Annotated in this window: 20 protein-coding genes; 15 read left to right on the top strand and 5 right to left on the bottom strand. The window is 33.5% G+C overall.

The genetic code is table 11. The features are described 5' to 3' along the window. Positions 1-30: 30 nt before the first annotated feature. Positions 31-474 (bottom strand): large conductance mechanosensitive channel protein MscL, encoded by a 444-nt coding sequence (mscL, locus tag F6U93_RS05880; RefSeq protein WP_150937795.1) that lies wholly within the window; start codon positions 472-474, stop codon positions 31-33. Between the two features lie 229 nt (positions 475-703). On the opposite strand from mscL, the gene F6U93_RS05875 reads away from it, so the two are divergent. Genes F6U93_RS05875 through F6U93_RS05860 form a run of 4 tightly spaced genes read left to right on the top strand, consistent with a single transcriptional unit; the run spans position 704 to position 2,583 of the window. After that, a complete protein-coding gene (locus tag F6U93_RS05875) occupies positions 704-1,306 on the top strand; it encodes a SatD family protein (RefSeq protein ID WP_150937794.1) in 603 nt (200 codons plus the stop codon). Next, on the top strand, positions 1,300-2,022 hold the full coding sequence (locus tag F6U93_RS05870; RefSeq protein WP_150937792.1) for a DUF3307 domain-containing protein: 723 nt from the start codon (positions 1,300-1,302) through the stop codon (positions 2,020-2,022). The genes F6U93_RS05875 and F6U93_RS05870 overlap by 7 nt, the downstream gene beginning before the upstream one ends. A 41-nt stretch (positions 2,023-2,063) precedes the next feature. Further along, entirely contained in the window at positions 2,064-2,303 is a 240-nt protein-coding gene (locus F6U93_RS05865) for a ribbon-helix-helix domain-containing protein (protein ID WP_150937791.1), read from the top strand. Beyond that, positions 2,296-2,583 (top strand): type II toxin-antitoxin system RelE/ParE family toxin, encoded by a 288-nt coding sequence (locus tag F6U93_RS05860; RefSeq protein ID WP_150937789.1) that lies wholly within the window; start codon positions 2,296-2,298, stop codon positions 2,581-2,583. The genes F6U93_RS05865 and F6U93_RS05860 overlap by 8 nt, the downstream gene beginning before the upstream one ends. A gap of 150 nt (positions 2,584-2,733) precedes the next feature. Here F6U93_RS05860 and F6U93_RS05855 read toward each other — a convergent pair whose 3' ends face one another. The 4 genes from F6U93_RS05855 to F6U93_RS05840 all read right to left on the bottom strand — a co-directional run bounded on the left by F6U93_RS05855 (position 2,734) and on the right by F6U93_RS05840 (position 7,643). Then, complete coding sequence (locus F6U93_RS05855; RefSeq protein WP_150937787.1) at positions 2,734-3,156, bottom strand: DM13 domain-containing protein; 423 nt, start codon at positions 3,154-3,156, stop codon at positions 2,734-2,736. A gap of 74 nt (positions 3,157-3,230) precedes the next feature. Then, complete coding sequence (gene ccsA / locus F6U93_RS05850; protein WP_150937785.1) at positions 3,231-6,434, bottom strand: cytochrome c biogenesis protein CcsA; 3,204 nt, start codon at positions 6,432-6,434, stop codon at positions 3,231-3,233. Between the two features lie 156 nt (positions 6,435-6,590). Further along, positions 6,591-7,220: a class I SAM-dependent methyltransferase gene (locus tag F6U93_RS05845; RefSeq protein WP_150937783.1), complete on the bottom strand. Its 630-nt coding sequence runs from the start codon at positions 7,218-7,220 to the stop codon at positions 6,591-6,593. A gap of 36 nt (positions 7,221-7,256) precedes the next feature. Next, a complete protein-coding gene (locus F6U93_RS05840) occupies positions 7,257-7,643 on the bottom strand; it encodes a group III truncated hemoglobin (RefSeq protein ID WP_150937781.1) in 387 nt (128 codons plus the stop codon). Positions 7,644-7,700: 57 nt separating this feature from the next. Here F6U93_RS05840 and F6U93_RS05835 point away from each other — a divergent pair, with 57 nt between their 5' ends. The 11 genes from F6U93_RS05835 (at position 7,701) to F6U93_RS05785 (ending at position 17,049) form a co-directional block, all read left to right on the top strand. Then, a complete protein-coding gene (locus tag F6U93_RS05835; RefSeq protein WP_150937779.1) occupies positions 7,701-8,468 on the top strand; it encodes a Rossmann-like and DUF2520 domain-containing protein in 768 nt (255 codons plus the stop codon). Continuing rightward, positions 8,449-8,979, top strand: coding sequence for a KdsC family phosphatase (locus F6U93_RS05830; RefSeq protein ID WP_150937777.1), 531 nt, complete (start codon positions 8,449-8,451; stop codon positions 8,977-8,979). Before F6U93_RS05835 ends, F6U93_RS05830 begins: the two co-directional genes overlap by 20 nt. A gap of 297 nt (positions 8,980-9,276) precedes the next feature. Beyond that, positions 9,277-10,218, top strand: a complete 942-nt coding sequence (locus F6U93_RS05825; protein ID WP_317132834.1) for a geranylgeranylglycerol-phosphate geranylgeranyltransferase — start codon at positions 9,277-9,279, stop codon at positions 10,216-10,218. Further along, on the top strand, positions 10,215-10,808 hold the full coding sequence (locus F6U93_RS05820; RefSeq protein ID WP_150937773.1) for a Maf-like protein: 594 nt from the start codon (positions 10,215-10,217) through the stop codon (positions 10,806-10,808). The genes F6U93_RS05825 and F6U93_RS05820 overlap by 4 nt, the downstream gene beginning before the upstream one ends. Before the next feature lie 37 nt (positions 10,809-10,845). Continuing rightward, on the top strand, positions 10,846-11,793 hold the full coding sequence (locus F6U93_RS05815) for a septum formation inhibitor Maf (RefSeq protein ID WP_394349745.1): 948 nt from the start codon (positions 10,846-10,848) through the stop codon (positions 11,791-11,793). A gap of 57 nt (positions 11,794-11,850) precedes the next feature. Further along, positions 11,851-12,399: a mechanosensitive ion channel domain-containing protein gene (locus F6U93_RS05810; RefSeq protein WP_150937769.1), complete on the top strand. Its 549-nt coding sequence runs from the start codon at positions 11,851-11,853 to the stop codon at positions 12,397-12,399. 32 nt (positions 12,400-12,431) lie between these two features. Then, positions 12,432-13,505 carry a magnesium/cobalt transporter CorA gene (gene corA / locus F6U93_RS05805; RefSeq protein ID WP_150937767.1) on the top strand — a complete coding sequence of 358 codons (1,074 nt, stop codon included), beginning with the start codon at positions 12,432-12,434 and terminating at the stop codon, positions 13,503-13,505. Between the two features lie 203 nt (positions 13,506-13,708). Next, complete coding sequence (locus tag F6U93_RS05800) at positions 13,709-14,764, top strand: hypothetical protein (protein WP_150937765.1); 1,056 nt, start codon at positions 13,709-13,711, stop codon at positions 14,762-14,764. Between the two features lie 120 nt (positions 14,765-14,884). Continuing rightward, positions 14,885-15,202, top strand: coding sequence for a hypothetical protein (locus F6U93_RS05795; RefSeq protein WP_150937763.1), 318 nt, complete (start codon positions 14,885-14,887; stop codon positions 15,200-15,202). A gap of 412 nt (positions 15,203-15,614) precedes the next feature. Further along, positions 15,615-16,610: a PQQ-binding-like beta-propeller repeat protein gene (locus F6U93_RS05790; protein ID WP_150937762.1), complete on the top strand. Its 996-nt coding sequence runs from the start codon at positions 15,615-15,617 to the stop codon at positions 16,608-16,610. 166 nt (positions 16,611-16,776) lie between these two features. Continuing rightward, positions 16,777-17,049 carry a hypothetical protein gene (locus F6U93_RS05785; protein WP_150937760.1) on the top strand — a complete coding sequence of 91 codons (273 nt, stop codon included), beginning with the start codon at positions 16,777-16,779 and terminating at the stop codon, positions 17,047-17,049. The last annotated feature ends 230 nt before the right edge of the window (positions 17,050-17,279 follow it).

Raw genomic sequence — 17,279 nt, 5'->3', positions numbered from 1 at the left:
TTCATGTAGAATGTATTCTTAAAAAAAGTACTATTTTTTAGTTTTTAAAAGGCTATTTTGTTCCTCCATAAGTGTTGTCATTTTTGTTAACAACTCAATATCTTTAGGCGTCACTACGGTTTTATCTTTGGCGTTATCTGCTTTTCTTTTTAGTCTATTCACAACTTTAACCACAAGAAACACCGTAAACCCAACAATCAAAAAATCAATTACAACTTCACAAAAAGCACCATACCCAATAGCAACTTCTTCCTTTGTGACTGCTCCCGATGCGTCTAAAACAGCTTCTTCAAGAATGAATTTTTTATTCTCAAAATTTACACCCGAGGTTAATACCGATAATGGTGGCAAAAATACTTGTTTTACTAATACATCTATGACTTTATTAAAGGAAGTACCAATAATAATACCAATAGCCATATCTATCATATTGCCTTTTACAGCAAACTCTTTAAATTCTTTAAGTAACTTCATACGCGCTTATTTTTCTAATTAATACCATTTTAAATTTAAAGGTAAAGATATTCACTTCTATTTACAAGCTATAAAGGCATTCAAAGCTACTTTAATATCAGCTTAAAGGATTATATTTACAATTATTAGCCTAAAAACTAATAATCTACTTTATTAGCTAATTAACTAATAATTTGCCGTTGTAAATAAAAAAGAATACATTTGGTAACCAATTAGTTATCATAAATACATGACAAGCATTATTACAGGCGACATTATCAACTCTAAAGAAAGTTCACCAAAACAATGGTTAGAACCACTTAAAGCCGTGCTCAATCAATTTGGTACAAGTCCTTCAACTTGGGAGATTTACAGAGGCGACAGCTTTCAGTTTGAAGTGACACCAGAAGATGCCCTAAAAGCTTGCTTGCTTATAAAAGCAACCATCAAACAATTTAAAAATATTGATGTGCGACTCGCTATTGGCATTGGTAAAAAATCTTTTACCTCTGAAAAAATAACCGAATCTAACGGTGAAGCCTTTGTAAATTCTGGTGAATGTTTTGAAGATTTAAAGAAAACAACTTTAGCCATAAAATCACCTTTTCCTGAATTTGACACTACAATAAACATCATGCTTGAATTAGCTCAGCTTACCATAAACCACTGGTCTAGCACTTCAGCATTATTAATAAAAACCACATTAGATCACCCAGGTTTCACACAAAACGAACTAGCCGAAACATTAGGGAAAACCCAAGGAAACATCAGTCAAGGACTAAAACGTGCTGGCCAAGATGAGCTTTCTAAGTTACTTAACTACTATAAAATCCAAATACAAACCTTATGCTAATTCTAGCCCTCAAATTGATTTTAGCGCACCTCATTGGCGATTTTCTCTTTCAACCAAACCAATGGGTGAAACATAAAGAAAAACACAAACACAAATCAAAATTCCTATATTGGCATATTTTAGTACATTTTTTAGCGCTTATTATCGTTTTACAATTTAACTTCAATTATTGGTTAGGTATTTTGATCATCGTAGCTTCTCATTACAGCATTGATCTTCTAAAACTTTATCTCAACAAGTACATAAACAGCCGCCTTTTATTTGGTTTAGATCAATTAGCGCATTTTATAATTATCGCCCTTGTGGTTTGTATTTATGAACCTTATGACTTCGATTTAAATTTTCTATTTGAAGCAGAAACACTACTATTTATAACTAGTTTGGTTTGCTTAACACAGGTAGCTTCAGTCGTTATGAAAACCATCATTTCAAAGTGGGATTTACGCGATTTTGACAATGAATCATCTCTAAAAAACGCTGGAGCATATATAGGTATTCTAGAGCGTTTGTTTGTATTTATGTTTATAATTACCAACCATTGGGAAGGTGTTGGCTTTTTAATTGCTGCCAAATCGGTGTTTCGTTTTGGAGATTTATCAAAAGCAAAAGACCGAAAATTAACCGAATACGTTTTAATTGGTACCCTATTAAGTTTCGGTCTTGCTATTTTATTTGCTTTAGGTTATAACTATATATTAGTTATCAACGACTTGTAATCGATTCGTATTTGGTGTATATTTACATCAAACATAAAATCATGCCTAGACAAAGTATCTCATTTACAGAACCAAACGACGAATGGCTAAAAGCGCAAGTGAATAAAAATGAATATTCAAGTAAAAGCGAATTAGTAAATGATTTAATAAGACAAGCCAGAAAACAGCAAATCCAAATTGATTGGGTTAGAGCCAAACTGGATAAAGCAGAAGAAAGTGGATTTACAAATGATGATAAAAATGAAATTTTAGCTCAATCAAAGTCCTTGCTGAATGGCTAAATACAGGTTAAGTAACGAAGCTAAAAACGATTTAATACGAATTCATCATTACGGAGTTGAAAAATTTGGAATGACTCAAGCGGATAAGTATTTTGAATCATTTTTTGAATATTTTGACACTATCGCCCAAAGACCTTATTCCTTTGAATCTGTAGAATATATAAAAAAAGATTATAGACGCTGTGCCTGTGGAGCTGATAGTATTTATTTTAAAGTAAATGAAGATATTATTGAAATCATGGCGATTGTAGGAAGACAAGACTTGAATGAAAAACTATAAGGAAACCATAAAAACTGTTTCCTAAAATGGCTATAAGTAATTGCTTATTCCTTCCTATTTGGAAAAATCCTTTCCATTTTCAGTTTGATGGGTACTTATAAAATTAAGTACTAAACCACGCCTCTACTCATAGCCAGTAGCAGATATAATTTAATTCATTTCCAAAACGGCATTCCCAAAATTCACACCAAACGGTACACACCATACGATAACATGGTTATACTCCGAAAAGTCTAAATCTATATTTGCCGACAAATCATATGTATAGTTTCCATCTAAACCCTGTAAAGCACCTAAACTAACATATTTGGTAGCAGATGCATCGGTAGACAAATATAATTCCAAAGACGGACCTTCATCCGATTTAAAGTTAGACAAAGTTAAAGTCGCTTCTTCTTTGTTAATTTCTGCAGTACCTTCGGTAGGATGTACCACGGAAACAAAATTTCCACTATAAGCAACAATTTCCATAACGTCATCACCAGAGGTATCCATAGAAGGACTATCATCATTATCAGATGAACATGACATTAAAGCTACAAGACTAAAAAAAAGTAAAAAATAGGTTTTCATAAAATTTAGTATAAGTTAGAATCATCAAGTAAGTCGGAAAAAACTACAAACTTTACACTAAATTATAACAAAAATTACTTTTTATAGTGTTTGGCATAGCCACGGTAAGAGAAAAACCCTAAAATAGCGACTAAAACACAAGCGATTGCAATAAACTTCACACTTACAATTTGATCGCCACTAGCATAACTATGAAGTCCTGCAAGGTAGAAATTCACCCCAAAGTAGGTCATAATAATACTTGCAAAGGCCACAATAGAAAGTAAATTGTAAATCCATCGTCCGCGTAAACCAGGTACCAATCTCATGTGTATAACAAAAGCATAAATCATGATACTAATAAGCGCCCACGTTTCTTTAGGATCCCAACCCCAATAGCGTCCCCAACTTTCATTAGCCCACATACCACCAAGGAAGTTTCCAATAGTTAGCATTACTAGACCAACAGTCAAAGCCATTTCATTAATTACGGTAAGTTCTTTTATGTTTAAGTCCATCTTTGTTTTATTGGACTTGTTGGTAAAAATCATAAGGAATAAAGCCACGATACCTAAAATCATTCCTAAGGTAAACGGCCCATAACTCGCCACAATAACTGCCACGTGAATCATTAACCAGTAACTGTTTAGAACAGGTTGTAAATTGGCAATAGCAGGGTCCATCCAGTTCCAGTGTGCAATCATTAAAATCATGGCCGTCACAAAGGCCGTAGACGCCAGCGTTAAATCACTTTTTCTACCAAAAATTAAACCAAACAACATAGTGGCCCAAGCTACGTAAATCATAGACTCATAGGCATCACTCCAAGGCGCATGACCAGAAATATACCATCGTGCAATTAAGCCTGCTGTATGTAATATGAACAGTGCAAAAATGATGTACTTAAAGACATTTACCCCAGTATTTACCCATTTACGTTTATCGTTAAATATTTGAAAAATAAGTAAGATAAACATGAAGGTTCCGGCGTATAAATACCAACTGAATAACTTTTTGAAGATGTCATACTTATTATAAAGCACCTCCGCTTTAATCTTATCATCACTAAGCATCACCTCACCTCCATAACGGTGTTGCGTCTTTTTAAATGCTGTTAAAAGCTTTTCAGCTTCTTGGTAGTCTCCAGATTTTTTAGCTTGGTTTAAGGTGAATAAGTAGGTTCTAAATCCATTTTTCACAAAATTACTATAAAGTGAGTCTTTAATCACCGAAATATCCTGTGTAAAATCGTAATGAGAAATCCACTTATTATTAGCATCCTCTGGAATTGGGAATATTTTTAAAGACATCCCTTCAATCGCATTGTACAACAAACTCACACGCTGATCAGTTTCTTTAAATTCTTTTTGAAATCCGTTTGGTACTTGTGCTTTATAAGCCTCATCCAAAAACGGTGCTAACCTGTATTCGCCTCTTTCTGAAAAGAAATCTGCCAAAGCCACATAATTCTTTTCTTTTGGAGCTCCGATTAAACTTCTAATAGAATCGCCTTTTTTAGGTTTTAGGTAAATGATAGGCACATTATACCAAAGCATCGGACTCTCCTGAATGGACAGATACACTTGATTGGCATCAAAATCTTCATAAGTATCGTGTTTACTTAGCTTACGAAGCATCTCTGAAGCATAAGTATTCACTGGCATCATTCGTCCGCTAAGATCTTGAATCACTAAATTTCCAAATTTCTCGGCGTGTTCTCTAGGCGTTATATTTTTCTGAAGTATAGAGTCAATTTGTGCTTTTGTAGGTTGCGAATGGTTATGACCATCATCTGCTGAATGTGCCCCATGATCGTGATCTTGAGCGACAGCTGTTAATCCAAAACACAAAATAAAAATGCTTAATAATTTCGATTTCTTCGATTTTACTTTTTCCAACTGGCGCCTTAAATCTCCAAAACGTGAATGCTTAGTAAATATAATAGCTAACAAACCAAAATAGAGCATAAAATAACCAAGGTAAGTGATTAAAGTCCCCCAATAATCGTGATTAACAGAAAGAATGGTTCCTTTTTCATCGGGATCAAAACTCGATTGAAAAAAGCGGTATCCTCCGTGATCTAAAATGTTATTCATGTAAATTTTATAGTCGTAATCTTCTTGATTTTCATCAATAACCGTCACCTCACTGGAGTAGGCTGAATAGCCACGTTCGGTTCCTGGGTAACGCTCGGCTTCAAAATCGTTTAACTTGATGGCGAATGGCAACTCCAATACTTTAGAACCATATTTTAAGGCAATATCTAAACCACCAACACTAATTTGTTTAAATGTACCGCTGCTTCCTTTGTTCCCTAAAACACCAACGGTTTTAGATTCTCCGTTTGAAGTTATGCGTAATTTGGCACCATCGGTTGAACTATTTTTTAGTAAAGCTGAGCCTTCAACAATATCAAATTCGCCTTTAACCACAGGCTTAGGAAACACCATTTGCATGTTTCCAATCACATACCGTGAACGTAAAATTAATGGCTGTAAACTGTCTTTAACCAATTTCCCTTGTGCCATGGTTGCCATGGTCATGTACTCGCCTTCAAAAGGTGATTGTATGGTTAATTCACCATTTTTATGAGTAATATTAATAGCACCATCGGTTGGTTTATTCAAGGCTAATAAAATACCATGAACACTTTGTACTTCGCCTACTTTGAGAAAATGGTTGTGCGGACCGTTACTTCCGGCTTCAACAATTTTAAGGTATTCTTCACCATTTTCACTAGGAATAATATCTTCTTCAGCACCAACAATAAATTTTTCTAATTCAATTTTTACAGGTTGCTGATTGTAATTCGTTTCAATTTCAAAATGATTTTCCATGCGTCCAGAAAAATCAACTTCACGTTCTATTGGAAGACGTTGTGGTACCCCATCTATTTCATAATCACCGTCAATAAAGGCCGTAACGTATGTTTTTTGCGAAAGAAAAGTATTTTCGGTAGCCCCTTCACGAATAGCCATCATGCCTTCAAAACTCACATAACGGGTAATAAACGCCCCAAATAAGATGAAGATAAAGGATAAGTGCAGAATAAAGGTTGCCCATTTTTCCTTTTTATAAAGTCTGAAACGGAATACATTTCCAATAAAATTGACAATAAAAAACACCATAATAGCCTCAAACCACCATGCGTTATAAATTAAATTACGAGTGTACGGCGTAGGCGATGTTTCTTGTCCGGCATCTAAAAATGTGCCTACAGCCATAGCCGCAGCAAAAACGATAAATAAAACAGCTGTTAGTTTGGTCGAAAATAAAATGTTGGCAAGTTTTTTTTGCATGATAGTTAGCCTATTTTGAGGTCGCGCAAATTTAAGGATTTAAGTTTAGTTCAATTGTTAAAGTCTTCAAAAAAGAAGAAAGACTTTACAGGCTCACAAAGTGCTTCCTGAGCTATTGGATTTAGTAGGAAAATAAAGAAACCAAAACACTAAACTCTAATACTTTTGACAAATAATTTTCCAAAATTGTTGATACGGCTTTCCTTCAATTATTTTTTCGGGCTCAGATATTTCCTCGGCATCAATGAGTCCGAAATCTCCAAATTCACTTTCTACAGCTTCAGCATCATAATAAAACAAATTTACGCCATGTTTGGTTTTAAAACGGTTTTCACTTAAAACTTCACCTTTTGCAAAATTGGGGTCTTCCGTAGAAATCGCTATAAAAACCATGAGCCCATCAGGTTTGAGTTGATTATAACAATCTTTGATAAATTTAATACGTTCGGCTTCATCAAGCAAATGAATGAGCGCATAACAAAAAATACCATCATAAAACTCACCATCAAAAGGCATCTCTCCTACTGAACCAGAATGTATCGTAAGGTCATTATCAAAATGTTCTTCAGCTAAATTTATAGCGGTTTCAGAAATTTCTATACCTGTAACCTCACAGCCATTTTTAAGGAAAACTTGGGCATTTCGGCCGTAGCCAAACCCGGGAATTAAAACAGAATGTACGCCACTTTCTTTAAACAATTTTGCCGTAGACACAGCAGAATCACACGGATTAAGCCCCCACATTGCTTGCTTTTCTTTAAAATTTTCTTCCCAAAATTCTGCCATGGTATTTAATTTTTTTTATAATAAAAAATCAATGCTCTATTGGCGCGCCTCAAATATTTTCATATATAAAAAAGTGCCCATTTTTCTAGCCCGATGTTTAGCATTTTGGGCATAATCGCCTTCAAAAAGATCATCAATGGTTTTAAACCACAGGTTTAACCAGAGTCCGAAATGACGCTCATTAATCACGTTATTATTATCTTGGTCTACCTTAATATGTGCAGCTAAAGGATCACCTTTATATTTGGTTTTCAAGAACAAACTCGCCTCCCAAAAGCTGGTTAGTTTTTCAATATGTGCATCCCAATCGTGAATCAAATTATTAAAAAAAGGCCCTAATTCTTCATCGGCTCGAATGCCATCATAAAATGAAGACACGAGTAAAAACACATCTTCTCTCGTTTTAATATCTTTTTTCTCCATCTAACAAAGATAAGGCAATAGGTTTTTAAATAGACGAATTATGCTTAATTTAGCCCCATGATTTCAGTAATAATTCTTGGTGCTGGCAATGTAGCCACGCACCTATTCAAAGCCTTTAAAACATCTTCTGAAGTTTCTGTAATACAATGGTATAACCGAAATTTAGATGCTCTAAGACCATTTAGTAATCAGGTTGAAATAACCAATGATTTAAACGCTTTAAAGGATGCCGATATTTATATTTTAGCCGTTAGCGACGATGTGATTGGTGAACTTTCTTCAAAATTACCTTTTGAAAATAAACTAGTTGCCCATACCTCAGGAAGCGTGAGTGTGTATGATTTAGACAAAAAACACAAACGTGCCGTGCTTTATCCTTTACAAACCTTTAGTAAAGATGCTAAAGTTGATTTTGCCAATGTGCCTATCTGTATTGAAACCATAGACAAAAAAAGTTATCCGCTTTTAAAACAAGTGGCAAAAAGTCTTGGTAGCCCAACAAAACGTGTAAACAGCGACCAACGCCGTGTGCTCCACCTGGCTGCGGTTTTTGTGAATAATTTCACGAATCAGTTGTATCGTATCGGACATGAAATTACAGAAGGTGAAGGTGCCGAGTTTGACATGCTCAAACCGCTTATTTTAGAAACCGCTAAAAAAGTGCAAGACATGTCGCCATTCATGGCACAAACTGGCCCAGCCAAACGAAACGATAAAAAAACAATAAAGGCACATTTAAAGTTGCTCGAAAAGCCGCAACATCAAGAGATCTACAAACTCCTAACCGATTCAATTCAAAACACCCATGGAAGAAAAAAGCTATAAAGAATACCTCGAACACATTACCACTTTTATTTTTGATGTTGATGGGGTTTTAACCGACGGTTCGGTGACTGTAACCACCACAGGAGAAATGCTTAGAACCATGCATATTAAAGATGGTTATGCCTTAAAAACAGCTGTAGACAAAGGCTTTAATGTTTGTATTATTTCTGGAGGTTCTAACGAGGGGGTTCGCATTCGTTTACAAGGTTTAGGCATTACTGATATTTATCTAGGCGCTCATAACAAAATTGAGCAGCTTCAAGATTATTTTGAGAAAAAAAATATTACTTCAGAAAACGTCTTGTATATGGGCGATGACATTCCTGATTATCCGGTCATGCAACTCATAGGTTTACCATGTTGCCCACAAGACGCCGTTCCTGAAATAAAAAATATTTCTAAATACATTTCACATAAAAAAGGTGGCAAAGGTGCCGTACGCGATGTTATTGAACAGGTATTAAAGGTACAAAACAATTGGAGTGGTCATTTTTCGGCTAACTATGACTGATTTTTAACTAAATATGTTTATTCGTTTATTTGTTTAATCGTGTAACCGAAAACACTAATTGAAACTTCATAACTCTTAACTTTTAACTTTTAACTTAAATATGTTTATTTGTTGAATCGTGTTACCGAAAACACAAATTGAAACTTCAAAGGTCACTTCTAACTTTTTATATTTAACTTCTAATATTTCATTTTTAACTTTTAACTTAAATATGTTTATTTGTTTAATCGTGAAACCGAAAACACAAATTGAAACTTCAGAGTTCACTTCTAACTTTTTATATTTAACTTATAATATATCATTTTAACCATCAACCAACTAAACGCCATATTAAACCTCATTCGTTGGAAAAATTTAATAATGATTGCCCTTGTGCAATTCTTAATTAAATACGCGCTTTTAGAACCTTTTGGCGTACAAACGGCTTTAGATCTTTTTGGTATTTCCTTACTAGCTTTAGCTACCGTTTGTATTGCAGCAGCAGGAAATGTAATGAATGATATACAGGATATTGAAACCGATTTTGTTAATAAACCAGATAAAATTATTGTAGGTGAAACCGTTTCTGAAAAGGCCGCTTATAATCTTTTTATTGTACTAAATTTAATAGGTGTTGGTGTTGGTTTTTATTTATCGCATCACGTTGGAAAAGCACCGTTTTTTACCATTTTCGTTTTAATTTCAGCACTACTCTATGTTTACGCCAATACTTTAAAGCGAACACTTTTAATAGGGAATCTAGTCATTTCTTTACTAGTTGCGTCAAGCATTCTTATTGTTGGTGTTTTCGATTTGCTTCCGGTCATGACACCCGAAAACCGTTCCATGCAGCTCACTTTTTTTAAAATCCTTTGGGATTATGCCGTTTTCGCTTTTGTAATTAACCTTTTACGGGAAATAGCTAAAGATATTGAGGACATTGACGGTGACTACAAAGCAGGTATGAACACCTTGCCTATTGTCCTAGGTCGCGATCGTACTAAAAACATATTAATCGGACTAAATTTCATCCCTTTATTCGCTACCATTTATTACATCACATCTGTATTATACAAACAACAAACGGCTGTGATTTATTTCTTAATTCTTATTGTAGCACCACTCATTTATATCATCATAAAAACCTTTTCGGCAACTACAAAGCAAGATTTTCACCATATAAGTTCGGTCTATAAAATCGTTATGCTTTTCGGAATGCTTTCCTTACTTTTATACAAGTTTGTAATTCTGAGTTCATGATTAAAGACCTTTTAAAAGACTACCATATTATTTTAGCTTCAGGTTCTCCTAGAAGACAAGAATTTTTCAAAAATTTAGATTTAGATTTCGAAATTCGGCTAAAACCCATTAAAGAAGAATATCCAAATCGCTTAACACATTTTGAAATTAGTAACTACTTAGCACAACTTAAGGCCCTGCCTTTTAAAAATGAGCTTCAAGAAAATGATATATTAATAACCAGCGATACCATTGTTTGGCACAATAACAAAGCTTTAGGCAAGCCATTAGACGCCCAAGATGCTTTTGAAACTCTGAAGTCGCTTAGTGACACCACGCATGAAGTGATTACCTCAGTGTGTTTTACCACCACAACCTTTGAAAAAACCATACACAACATCACCAAAGTGACTTTTAAAGCTTTAAGTGATGCTGAAATTAAATATTACATTGAAAACGACAAACCTTTCGATAAAGCTGGGGCTTATGGTATTCAAGATTGGATCGGGCAAATAGGCGTTACAAAAATTGAAGGTTCTTATTTCAATGTGATGGGTTTACCCGTTCATCAAGTTTATAAAACCTTAAACGCCATTGCGGAAGGCAAATAACTTCTTAACTTTAGGGTTAAAAGTTATTATGAGCAAAATGTCAACTATAAAACAACACTGTTTGACAAGCTTTCTGCTATGTACCTTTTTGTTTTCTTGTAACCAATCAACGCATACGGAAAACACTTCAGAAACTACCAAAACTGAAGAAACTGCAGAAGCTAAAACAGAAACTTCAAATCCCAAATCAAATTTATCTTCAGCATTCAAAACCTATTGGTATGCGGGTGAAGCTGAAATTTCATCATACAAACTCGAACAAGCACGTTATGGTGAACTTCGTGAAGGCACCGCTGTTTTAATTTATGTGACTGAAGATTTTCTTCCGCAAAAGCAAGTCAAAGCCGATCGTCAAAACCCAGAAAATATTCCCGTTTTAAAGCTGAATGCAACCAAAAATTTTAATACCGGAATTTATCCGTATTCCATCATGCAAAGCGTGTTCTACCCCGTATCTAACCAACAACACGCCTTGAAAGTATCAAATTCGGTACAGGAGTGGTGCGGACAAGTATATACACAACTCAATAATCGTGAGCAATTTGAAATCACTTCGCATTCCTATTTTGAAGGTGAAGCTGATGAAAAATTCAACCTCAACAAAACCATTTTAGAAAACGAATTATGGACACAGTTGCGTATCGACCCAAAGTCTTTACCTACCGGTGAACAACAAATTATTCCTTCTTTTGAATTTACACGATTAAAACATATTGATATCAAAGCCTATCACGCTTTCGCGGAATTAAAAACCGGCCAGTACATTATTAAGTACCCAGAATTAAACCGAAACCTAAAAATTACATTCAACCCAGAATTTCCTTATGACATACTAAGTTGGGAAGAAACCTTCCAAAGTGGTTTTGGAGAAAATACTAAGGAAATTACAACTAAGGCTAGCAAGCTAAAAACCATAAAATCTGCTTATTGGAAAAAGAATGCAAACAAGCATGAAATTTTACGAGACACACTGTTTTTAGAGTAAATTTGCCGCTTCAAAACGATTACACTTCTCATTAAACCCAAAACTAAAACAACTCATATGCTAGATTTTCATAAGGTATATCAAAACGAGCTAATTATTTCAGCACTAATCATTATTGCGCTGCTCATTTTACGTTTTATCGTCAATTTTACCATCTCAAAGGTGGCTAGAAAAAATGGAATTAATGAAGCCCGTATCCGATTAATGCGTCGTTACGTTACCGTCATTTTTTTTATAATTGGCTTACTGTTTGAGTCCATAATTTTCGGTGCCAACCTAAAAGAGCTCACCGTTTTATTTTCTTCCATCTTTGCAGTTATTGGTATTGGGCTTTTTGCGATTTGGTCTATTCTAAGCAATGTCACTTCAGGAATTATCATGTTTTTCAACTTTCCTTATAAAGTAGGTGACAAAATAGAAATTCACGATCAGGACTTCCCTATTACCGCTATTATTGAAGACATTCGTGCCTTTCAAATACTTTTACGCTTAGACAATGGCAATTTAGTAACCTACCCCAATAATTTAATGCTTCAAAAAGCAGTCACGCTCATTAAGAAAGATGCCATTGTAAAACCTCAAGAAGACGATGGTGATGCGGTTTAATATTTCATTATATTTATAATATTATTTTTTCTATGTCTAAAAAAAAACGCACACAGCATTCTAAAAAAAAGTTAGGACAAGCTCCTGGCAGTCCTATTTACACCGGTGAACGCTCCAAAGAAAAACTCTTTATTGAAGCTTTTGATTACAATCAGCAACGCTGTAACATCACAGAATTAATTTCGGTTGAAGAAAGCTATAACTTTAAAAACTCTGACTCTGTTACTTGGGTGAACCTCAATGGCCTTAACCATGTAAGCGCCATTCAAAATCTTGGAAATCACTTTAACCTCCACCCCTTAGTGATTGAAGATATAGTGAGTATATCTCAGCGCCCTAAACTAGATGATTATGGCGATTACCTTTTTGTGGTTTTAAAAATGCTTTATCATGACGAGAATGATGATAATATTATTTCAGAGCAAATCAGTTTTGTCTTAGGTGAAAATTATGTATTAAGCTTCCAAGAATCTGAAGGCGATGTCTTTGATGCGGTAAGAGCTCGTATAAAAGCAGGTAAAGGTCGTGCCAGATCTTTGGGCTCAGATTATCTTTTATACATACTTATTGATGCCATTGTGGATCATTATTTTAGTGTGATTGAAATTTTGGGCGATAAAGTCGAAAATTTTGAAAGCGCTATTTTTGCTGGTGATGTGAATGATCAAACTAGTAAAAACATTCGTGATTTAAAGCATGAAATTCTAAAAATAAGACTTGCTATGTTTCCGCTGCGTGAAATGCTTATTAAAATTGACAAAAATGAAAATCCACTTATAGAGAAAAAAACCGTTACCTTCTTTAGAGATATTTATGACCACCTTATTCAGGTCATAGAAAGTATTGATATTTACAGAGAAATGGCTGCCAGTTTAATGGATATGTACATGACGAGCATCAGCAATAAAATGAATGAAGTCATGAAAGTTTTAACCATTATGGCGTCCATTTTTATCCCCCTCACCTTTATTGCTGGTATTTATGGTATGAACTTTCAATACATGCCAGAGCTCAATTTCAAATACGGTTATTTTGTAGTTTGGGGGGTTATGATTGCCATGTTTTTAGGTATGCTGTATTATTTTAAACGTAAAAAGTGGTTGTAGTGCCAATTCTTTTAGATTGTTTTTATGAAGTAGATATAATAACGAGTACTTGATACAGTTGAGCGCTAGCGGGGGAAATCAAAGAGGTTTAAAGGAAAGTTTATTTTCTACAACTAATAAAGCAAGAGCGAAAACTGAATTTTTAGAAATGATAGAATTCCAAGATGATGCTTTGTTCAAGTTTATAAAAGTCGAATAGGGATATGTATAAAATTATAGAAAGAAAGAGTAATGTATCAGGGTTGAAATGCTTCAAGGGTAACGTCTTTATAAATCAAAATAACATCCTGTATAATAATAATGTTGAATTGATAAAAGATGTTGAAGGTTATTCTTTTTGGTTTTTATATGATTCGATTTATTTCCATAATAATGATGGGATTGAGTTTCTAAAGGTTGGAAATCGAATCAAAGAAATAGAAACTCCGTTGTTTCCAAAATCACTTACAAACAATCAGGTATTCTGTTGTATTAATTTTCGGAGAGAAAATAGGAAATGGATGTGGAATCTTGGAATGTTCGATCTTGAATCTTGTAGCGAAGCAAGAGAACTTCCCTTTGAAAATTATACTATAGAATTGGTAGTTGCAGGTGTTGGCATCGGATATTTTGATAAGAATAAAATATCTGCTTTAGATATCAAAGAAAGTCAAATTAAGTGGGAGTTAATGCTTAATCAATTTGAAGAAGTTGAACTCCAAAGGGTTTTAGGTATATATCAGGATCAATTATTAGTAGCCTGTAGTAATCATTTACTATTATCGATTGATGTGAATACAGGAGGAATACTTCACCAATGGCGTGAGCTGAAAGGTTTTGAGGTTGGATCATTTTACAAAGACGTACTTCCAGACCCAACGAATTTTGTATTGGACAAAAGTGCTTCTAAGCTGATTGGTGTTTTTGATACCTTTTATTTTGAAATTAACCTAGACTCTAAAGAAATCAGCTATCATCAGTTGAAAGATGAGTTGTCCAAGTATGGTGTAAGCGATTTTCGTCCTTTTAATAATAACTCTTTTACACCAGAGCATCTTTTTTTAACGGCACATACTTATTTAGAGGAAGTTCCAAATGTTGATTTAAGCTCGGTCCTTTCTTTAAATAGAAAAACAAAAAAAGTGGATTGGATTCATATTTTTAAGGATGTAGGGCTTGGTACAAACGTTCCAAAGATTACCAATACTCATTTGTACCAATTAGATACAGAACAAACTCTCCATATATTCAAAAAAGAAACTACCTCGACTGATGTTTAAGATTAAGTTTAAACATGAACCCATAAAGTAAATCCATAACTGTTTTCTTTTGGTCGTCCGAATATTACTGTGTTCTATTAAAAGACTTAGTTGATTCTATGAGTAGCAGAAATAATTAATATGAGTAGAAAATATAAATTTTATAACAAAGAACAACCTAAACAAATGGCAAAAACAAATTATAAAATGAATTGGTATGACTATATAATTATATCAATAATTTTTACCTTAATGGCTTTAGCAATTGCTTTTAAATGGTTTTCTTCTACGCTTGGAGGTAAGTCGTATAGTGAAATAAGCTCTTCTAAACAGTCAGCTATTGCATACTCTATATCAATAATAGAACAGAGCAACTGGAGGTATGTATTAGTTATAATCATTTTTTTATTTGCAATAATTAGTTTTAAAAATGGTCTAAAAATGTTTAATGAAAAATAATTAATTTAAGAACCCCGCTAAAGCGAACATATAGTACGTGCCAAACATAAAATACAAAAGCAGCACCACAAGAAAGTTTCTAAAAAACAATAAAAGAAGTCTACAAAATATAAAACTACAGAAAAGGACGTCGCCTATTTACATCAAAAACAACAGCAAGTTGGCTAGATGTTTTTACATTATATTTGTTTTGAGCTATTTGTGTTGCACGGACTACAAGTACGCGCTAGCGGGATTAGATTTTTTTATGAAGTAGACACAATAACGGGCACCCGACACAGTCGAGCGCTAGCGGGAGGGGCATAATTTCTCAAGATGTGATTAATAAGTTAGTTAAAATAGGACCCAAAACCAAAGACGCATTGATAGATTTAATTGATGACAATTTTGATTTAATTTTCTCAGTAAAGTAATGTTTAAAAAAGTTACAAAAATAGATGATGTTTATTCCTGCCCAAGCATAAATGATGAATGTATTGTTTACTATTCAAGTAAGCATGTATTAAAATTTTTTGATATCAGAGATTTGACATTAAAGTTCGAGCATCAATTTACAAGGGATTTTGATTGTAAGCTTATTAATAGTCATTTGTATATTTCTGTTGATAGTGACCTTTTATCTTTGGATGTTGAAAACTTGAAATTAGAAAAAGTATGCAAATCTAATGATCAATATATTATGGCTTTATCAAATCATAGGTATATATCTTCCTCTTACCGTAGAAAAGACAAAAAGTATGATAACTCCATTTATGATCAAAGTTGCAAATTATTATTGGCCATAAATGGAGAAATGTCATTTAGAAATGTTTATCAATCACATTTATTATTATCGAACAGGGGTGGAAATAAGATTGCATATTTAAATTTTGAAAACTGTAATATATTATGGCAAACAGACTTAAATAGTATCATTAATGGGGAAAGTATAGAAACAAAGAAATATATCATTATTCCTATGTCAGATAGCTTGATCGCGTTTGATAGGCAATCAGGGGAAAAAGTTTGGAGTAATAAAAATTCCTTATCTCATTATAGTTACGCGGAGCAGAATGATAACCTTTATGGTATAACGGGTAATTTCTTTGAGGTAATTGATGCAAATACAGGCAAGAAAGAAGTCAACCAAAAGTTTAGTGAGAATTTACACATAGCATCACATCTTACTTTCAATAGCAAAGACTTGTTATACTTCTCAGGTTATCGAGATACGAACATTCCTGTATTTGGCGCAGTTAATGTAAAATCAGGAAAACTAGAGTTTATACAAGAAGTAAAAATTGAAGGAGAAAAATCATTTAGAATTGGCTTGGAAAAACCAATTGTAGTAGATAATAAGTTGTACGTGAAAGATAGCTTGAACACTCTCCATATATTCAAAAAAGAAACTACCTCGACTGATGTTTAAGATTAAGTTTAAACATGAACCCATAAAGTAAATCCATAACTGTTTTCTTTTGGTCGTCCGAATATTACTGTGTTCTATTAAAAGAATTAGTTGATTCTATGAGTAGCAGAAATAATTAATATGAGTAAAAAATATAAATTTTATAACAAAGAATAACCTAAAACAAATGGCAAAAACAAATTATAAAATGAATTGGTATGACTATATAATTACATCAATAATTTTTACCTTAATGGCTTTAGCAATTGCTTTTAAATGGTTTTCTTCTACGCTTGGAGGTAAGTCGTATAGTGAAATAAGCTCTTCTAAACAGTCAGCTATTGCATACTCTATATCCGTAATAGAACAGAGCAACTGGAGGTATGTATTGGTTGTAATCTTTTTTTTATTTGCAATAATTAGTTTTAAAAATGGTCTGAAAATATTTAAAGAAAATTAGCTTATTTAGGAATCGTCCTGCTAACAGGTGAATATAGAGAGACCTTTACCAATTATCCTATTTACTTATTCATATACAGCATGGGTCTATTGTGTAAAATTGTGTGCAATCTCTACTTATTTTATAATTTAAAAAAACTTAATTATCAGACATAAACCGTTAAAGAAACATTAAAACCTAGCCAAGCCGCGAGCAACTTTTTATATTTGGTTTTTTACTAAACAACCCAA

The organism is Pseudotamlana haliotis, assembly GCF_008806375.1.
Lineage (GTDB): Bacteria > Bacteroidota > Bacteroidia > Flavobacteriales > Flavobacteriaceae > Pseudotamlana > Pseudotamlana haliotis.
This window is presented reverse-complemented; position numbering and strand designations above follow the sequence as displayed.